Raw genomic sequence first — 486 nt, forward strand, 5'->3', positions numbered from 1 at the left:
TTTCAAGGTACTCTGCCCCGGCAGCTTCACTATAAACGGGAGGAGGCTCTGGCTGTCCGTCACACCCTTCATACTCCTCACTCACTAATCGGGTGTATTTTTTTTTGAATTTGCCTTCACTGCTGCTGTAAGCAAAAGAACATAAGGCTGTAATCAGCAGGAAAAACAGTAAGGTTTGAAACATCAACTTTTGTCGTATGTTTTCACTATGAGGGAGTATCGAAGGAGACATAACTCAGATACCATCGTGTAGGCAGGAGCAGCAGTATAGTTACTGCTCCTGGCCTGGGCCTCAGTCAAGGTTCTTTTTTTCCTGGCAGCCCTGATGGTAAGGGCGTAGAAAGATGGAAACTCTGAAATTCCTGAAGCATTTTGGGCACGCTTTGAGTTACCTCATCGACCTCTGCCGGAAGTCTTGTATAGCTTCTTGAGTATCGACTGTGTGAGGCCTGCATCTTCGATGGAGAGATGACTATGGAAAAATTG

2 protein-coding genes are annotated in these 486 nt (G+C 45.9%); both read right to left on the reverse strand.

The annotated features are described in order from the left end of the window. Positions 1-232, reverse strand: a 232-nt coding sequence (locus E1189_RS25575) for a hypothetical protein (protein WP_230460446.1), incomplete at its 3' end; no start/stop codon positions are given. Positions 233-296: 64 nt separating this feature from the next. After that, positions 297-486: hypothetical protein (locus tag E1189_RS25580; protein WP_230460447.1), on the reverse strand; the 190-nt coding region annotated here is incomplete at its 5' end.

This window comes from Parendozoicomonas verongulae (assembly GCF_009711465.1).
In the GTDB taxonomy this organism is placed as follows: domain Bacteria; phylum Pseudomonadota; class Gammaproteobacteria; order Pseudomonadales; family Endozoicomonadaceae; genus Sansalvadorimonas; species Sansalvadorimonas verongulae.